Origin of the sequence: Mycobacterium sp. (genome assembly GCF_040398885.1) — a bacterium.
Classification (GTDB): Bacteria; Actinomycetota; Actinomycetes; order Mycobacteriales; family Mycobacteriaceae; genus Mycobacterium.
On the sequence record NZ_JBBATF010000107.1, the window covers coordinates 5290 to 10479 of the forward strand.

3 protein-coding genes and 1 pseudogene are annotated in these 5190 nt (G+C 67.2%); 2 read left to right on the forward strand and 2 right to left on the reverse strand.

Annotated features, from left to right (window positions below):
* Positions 1-339: 339 nt before the first annotated feature.
* A pseudogene (locus ADBZ5U_RS10955) lies at positions 340-858 on the reverse strand (phage holin family protein); the annotation flags it as partial.
* A 131-nt stretch (positions 859-989) separates the two neighbouring features.
* Here ADBZ5U_RS10955 and ADBZ5U_RS10960 point away from each other — a divergent pair.
* Positions 990-1721, forward strand: a complete 732-nt coding sequence (locus ADBZ5U_RS10960) for a S1 family peptidase (RefSeq protein ID WP_526265305.1) — start codon at positions 990-992, stop codon at positions 1719-1721.
* A gap of 3 nt (positions 1722-1724) precedes the next feature.
* On the opposite strand, the gene acs is transcribed toward ADBZ5U_RS10960, so the two are convergent.
* A complete protein-coding gene (acs, locus tag ADBZ5U_RS10965; protein ID WP_526265307.1) occupies positions 1725-3686 on the reverse strand; it encodes an acetate--CoA ligase in 1962 nt (653 codons plus the stop codon).
* A gap of 109 nt (positions 3687-3795) precedes the next feature.
* On the opposite strand from acs, the gene ADBZ5U_RS10970 reads away from it, so the two are divergent.
* Positions 3796-4554, forward strand: a complete 759-nt coding sequence (locus ADBZ5U_RS10970; protein WP_526265309.1) for an oxidoreductase — start codon at positions 3796-3798, stop codon at positions 4552-4554.
* Positions 4555-5190 lie beyond the last annotated feature (636 nt).

A 5190-nucleotide genomic window follows, 5' to 3' on the forward strand; every position in this document is an offset into this window, starting at 1 on the left:
GTAGGCCACGGCCACCTCGGTCGTCTCGTAGGTGACGGTGGCTTCGGTCGTTTCGTAGGTGACCGCGGGTTCGTAGGGTTCGTAGGTGACGGCGGCTTCGGTCGTTTCGTAGGTGACCGCGGGTTCGTAGGGTTCGTAGGTGACCGCGGGTTCGTAGGGTTCGTAGGGTTCGTAGGTGACGGTGGTGGCTTCGGTCGTTTCGTAGGTGACCGCGGGTTCGTAGGTGACGGCGGGTTCGTAGGGTTCGTAGGGTTCGTAGGTGACGGTTGCCTCGGCCGGTTCGTAGGCCGGGGCCACCGCGTGAACGGCCGGTCGCGGCGCCGGCCCGGAAGCCGGCGTCCAGCCTGCCGCCTCGACGGCCGTCGGGGGCGTCGCGGGCATGCCCCGGGCGGGCGCGCCGGCGAACTTCGACAGGCTCGGCGTCAGCGCAGCGGTGGTCTCCTTGACCGATTCGATCGTTTGCCTCGGACCCCTGATCCGCCGCAACCTCAAAAAGCCCAGGAGTGCGAACGCCGCGGCGAGCGCCAGCATCAGGGCGAAGACGATGAGGAACGCCGCCCAGCGCCACACCCAGGTGTCGAGCAGTTCAGCCAGGAAGAAGAACAAGAAGAACGTGGAGTAAAGCAGCACCACCAGAGCGACGATGAAGAAGGCGCTGCCGGTCAGGCCCTTCTTCACATCCTGGGTGATCTCGGCCCTGGCCAGTTCGACCTCGGCACGCACCAGCGTCGACACCTGGGTGGTGGCTTCCCTGACCAATTCGCCGATGGACATCTCGGCCGACACCGCATGCGGATCCACCAGTGGGATCGAGGCCACGGTGCTCGGCACCCCGTTCTTGTGATCCCGATTCCTCACGGCAGTCCTCCCGGTTTGGTGTTTCGCGGTTACATGTTGCCACGTCGGGGACCTGGCCGGGGCGCACCTGGTGTTGTTGCAGGAGCTACAGAAGTGGTGGCAGTAAACTATGCGATGGACGCGATTCGGCGATGGAGGTGCCAGTGGGCAGCGCAATCTGTGTGCGGCGGGCGGTGGGGGCGGTCGCTCTGGCCGGTGTCGCACTGGTGCCGACGCCGGCCACCGCCGTCGCGGCCGATCCCGTCCCGATCGGCGGCGGGGCCGGGATCGTCATCGACGGGGACACCTTCTGCACACTGACGGCCATCGGGAACGATCGAACCGGAGCGCTGGTCGGATTCACCTCGGCACATTGCGGGGGCCCGGGGGCCCAGGTCGCCGCCGAGGGTGCTGAGGACCGCGGCGTCATCGGAGCCATGGTGGCCGGCAACGACGGCCTCGACTACGCCGTGATCCGATTCGACCCTGCGAAGGTGACGCCGGTGTCGAACTGGAACGGCTTCGCCATCGACGGCCTCGGTCCGGATCCGACGTTCGGTCAGGTGGCCTGCAAGTTGGGCCGGACGACCGGCTATTCCTGCGGTGTGACGTGGGGGCCCGGCCAGGATCCGGGCACCATCGTCAACCAGGTCTGCGGGCGGCCCGGCGACTCCGGTGCACCGGTGACGGTCAACAACAGACTGGTCGGCATGATCCACGGCGCCTTCACCGACGGCCTGCCCACCTGTGTCATCAAATACATCCCGTTACACACCCCCGCGATAACCATGTCGATGAACTCGATCCTGGCCGACGTGGCGGCCAAGGACCGACCAGGCGCCGGATTCGTCCCGGTCGCCGGCGCGAGGCCGGGACCGGCCTGACGTTCAGTTCGCCCTGCTGGCCCGGATCGCTTCGAACACACCCGGATCGACAAGTGTCGAGGTGTCGCCGAGTTCCCGGCCCTCGGCCACGTCCCGGAGAAGGCGCCGCATGATCTTGCCACTGCGGGTCTTGGGTAGTTCCGGAACCACGTGAATCTCGCGCGGCTTGGCGATCGGTGAGATCTCCCGGGCGACCTCGGCCCGCAGTTCCTCGACCATGTCCTCGGTCGCCATGTCGGCGCGGTGTTCCTTGAGGATCACGAAGGCGCAGATCGCCTGGCCGGTCTGTGCGTCCGACGCCCCCACCACCGCGGCTTCCGCCACCCCGGCATGACCCACCAGTGCGGATTCGACCTCGGCGGTCGAGATGCGATGACCGGCCACGTTCATCACGTCGTCGACGCGGCCGAGCACCCACACTTCGCCGTCGGTGCCGTAGCGCGCACCGTCACCGGCGAAGTACCAGCCCTGATCCCCGAAACGGGACCAGTAGGTCTCGACGAAACGTTCCCGGTCGCCCCAGATACCCCGCAGCATCGACGGCCACGGCTTATCGAGCACCAGGTAACCGGTCACCTGCTCACCCTGCTCGGTGGCGGGTTGCAACTCCTGGCCGTGGTCGTCGACGATCCTGGCCGAGATACCGGGCAACGGCCGCATCGCCGATCCGGGTTTGCAGGCGGTGACACCCGGCAGCGGTGAGATCATCACCGCGCCGGTCTCGGTCTGCCACCAGGTGTCCACGATCGGCACTTTGTCCCCGCCGAACACCAACCGGTACCAGCGCCACGCTTCCGGGTTGATCGGTTCGCCCACCGACCCGAGCAGTCGAAGACTGGACAGGTCGTGCTCGAAGACCAGTTCCCGGCCCCACTTCATGAATGTGCGAATCAGCGTGGGCGCGGTGTAATAGATTGTGACGCCGTACTTTTCGATGACCTGGAAGTGTCGGTGCTCGTCCGGGGAGGCGGGGGTGCCCTCGTAAACGACCTGGGTGGCGCCGTTGGACAGCGGACCGTAGACGATGTAGCTGTGGCCGGTCACCCAGCCGATGTCGGCGGTGCACCAGTAGACGTCGGTCTCCGGTTTGATGTCGAAGACGTAGTGGTGCGTGTAGGACGCCTGGGTGAGGTAGCCGCCGGAGGTGTGCATGATGCCTTTGGGCTTGCCGGTGGTTCCCGAGGTGTAGAGCAGAAACAGCGGGTGTTCGGAATCGAAGGCTTCCGGTGTGTGCTCGGTCGACGCGGAGTCGACGGTGTCATGCCACCAGAGGTCGCGTCCCTCGGTCCAGTCGACGTCGATCCCCGTGCGCCGCACGACCAGCACATTGCGCACCGAAGGCTGATTCCCGACCGCCTCGTCGACGGCCTTCTTCAGGGACACGGCGCTGCCCCGGCGGTACTGCCCGTCGGTGGTGATCACCAGCTTGGCTTCGGCGTCCTCCACGCGCGCCCGCAGCGCGGCGGCGGAGAACCCACCGAAAACCACCGAGTGCATGATCCCCAGTCGGGCGCACGCGAGCATCGACACGATGGCCTCCGGGACCATCGGCATGTAAATCGCGACCCTGTCACCGGCGACCAACCCCAGATCGGTCAACGCATTCGCCGCCTTGCACACCTCGTCCTTGAGTTGGGCGTAGGTGATGGTGCGCGCATCACCGACCGGCTCGCCCTCCCAATGGATGGCGACACGGTCTCCGTTGCCGGCTTCGACGTGGCGGTCGACGCAGTTGTAGGCGACGTTGAGCTTGCCGCCGAGGAACCACTTCGCGACCGGTGCGCCCGACCAGTCCAGGACATCGGTGAAGGGGGTCGCCCAGTGCAGGCGGTCGGCCTGCTGCGCCCAGAAAGCGAGGCGATCGGCCTCGGCTTGGTCGTAGAGGTCGGCAGTGGCGTTCGCGGCCTCGGCGAAAGCCTTCGAGGGCGGGTACAGGTCTGGAACGTCGGTCGGCGCCTCAGTCATAAGTTGCCTCAGTCATAAGTTGCCTCAGTCATACGTTTGAGCCTAACCAGGCATCCCTCGACATCGGGTCACTTCTGGCCGTCCGCCGGACGGCGTAGCGTGGGCCGGCGTGGCACCGCGAGAACGTGACCTGCTGGCTCCACTGCTGGATCTGCCAGGGGTGGCCGATGCCGCCGAGGCGGCGCGCGCCGCCCTGGGTAAGGCGCACCGGCACCGCGCCAACCTGCGCAACTGGCCGGTCACGGCGGCGGAGTCCGCGATACGCGGTGCGCGATGCTCCTCGGCGCTCGACGGCGGCGGTATCCAACTCGATGTCGCCGCATCGGGATCCGACGATCCGGTGCTGGCCGGGGCACTCCGCGTCGGCCAGGCGTTGGAGGGAGGGGCCACCAATGTGGTGGCGGTCTGGCAGCGGGCCCCGCTGCAGGCCCTGGCACGGCTGCATGCGCTGGCGGCCGCCGATCTGGTGGCCGATGCGGGGCTTGGCCGGCCGCGGGCGGTACCGGAGGTTTCCGCCCGGGTGGACTTGATGACCCGGCTGGTAACCGGCCGCAGCCAGGTGCCCGCGGCGGTGCTGGCCGCGGTCGCGCACGGGGAACTGTTGGCGCTGAGGACATTCGGTAGCGCAGACGGTGTCGTGGCGCGCGCAGTGTCGCGGCTGGTGACGATCGCCTCCGGTCTCGACCCGCACGGATTGGGCGTGCCCGAGGTCTACTGGATGCGTCGGCCCGACGAATACCGGGAGACGGCGGGGGCCTTCGCCACCGGCCGGCCCGAGGGCGTCGGCAGCTGGCTTGTGATGTGCTGCCGGGCGCTGGAAGACGGTGCCCGCGAGGCGCTTTCGATCGCCGAGGCCGCAGTCACCTGAACTTGCGGACATGAAGCGGGCGGCGTTCCGAATCGAGTTCGGCTCGCCGCCCGCTAACACGGTTACGAGTTACCAAGCGTGCTGTGTGGGTTGCGTGAGTGGCCTCGGCGTCTGCGCTTTCGCCGCGAAGCCGCTCCGGTGGAGGAGACTGGGCCGACTTCGACCGCTCAGTGCAATTACGCAGGCCCGCAACACTTCTGCCATCTTCGCGGCGTGCTCCGCGTGGGTGCTCGGTAACCGTGCTGGGTTGCTCAACTCGGGAGATGGAACCTTCTCTTCCGGTGCCATCCTGGCCTCGCCGAGCCTCCGTGATTCCTTTGTACTCCGTGACGGGCATCACAGCAAGAGGAAAAACGGATCCGCCTTCGCCGGGCCGTGGCGGGGGGCGGACCGGCGGCGGCGACGCGCACTTCAGCCTGCTTGGCCGTTCGGGGATCGCGGCGGAAACTGGCAGTCCGCGCCACCTGGCCGAAGGTGCAAATTCACAGCAAAAACGTCGCTTTTAATTTGCGATCGGCAATTGCGTCAAGCCCATGGATCATGTGTATAGTTGGGCTCACTCGGCCTCTGGCCGGGAGTGGATCAGCCCGACCCCCCGGGGCTGATACACGACGACCCTCGCCTCCTCCCCCCCTG

Bases quoted from the DNA above. Each gene is read 5' to 3' on its own strand.
- ADBZ5U_RS10960 (WP_526265305.1), top strand. From the start codon at position 990: ATGGAGGTGCCAGTGGGCAGCGCAATCTGTGTGCGGCGGGCGGTGGGG.
- acs (WP_526265307.1), bottom strand. From the start codon at position 3,686: ATGACTGAGGCGCCGACCGACGTTCCAGACCTGTACCCGCCCTCGAAG.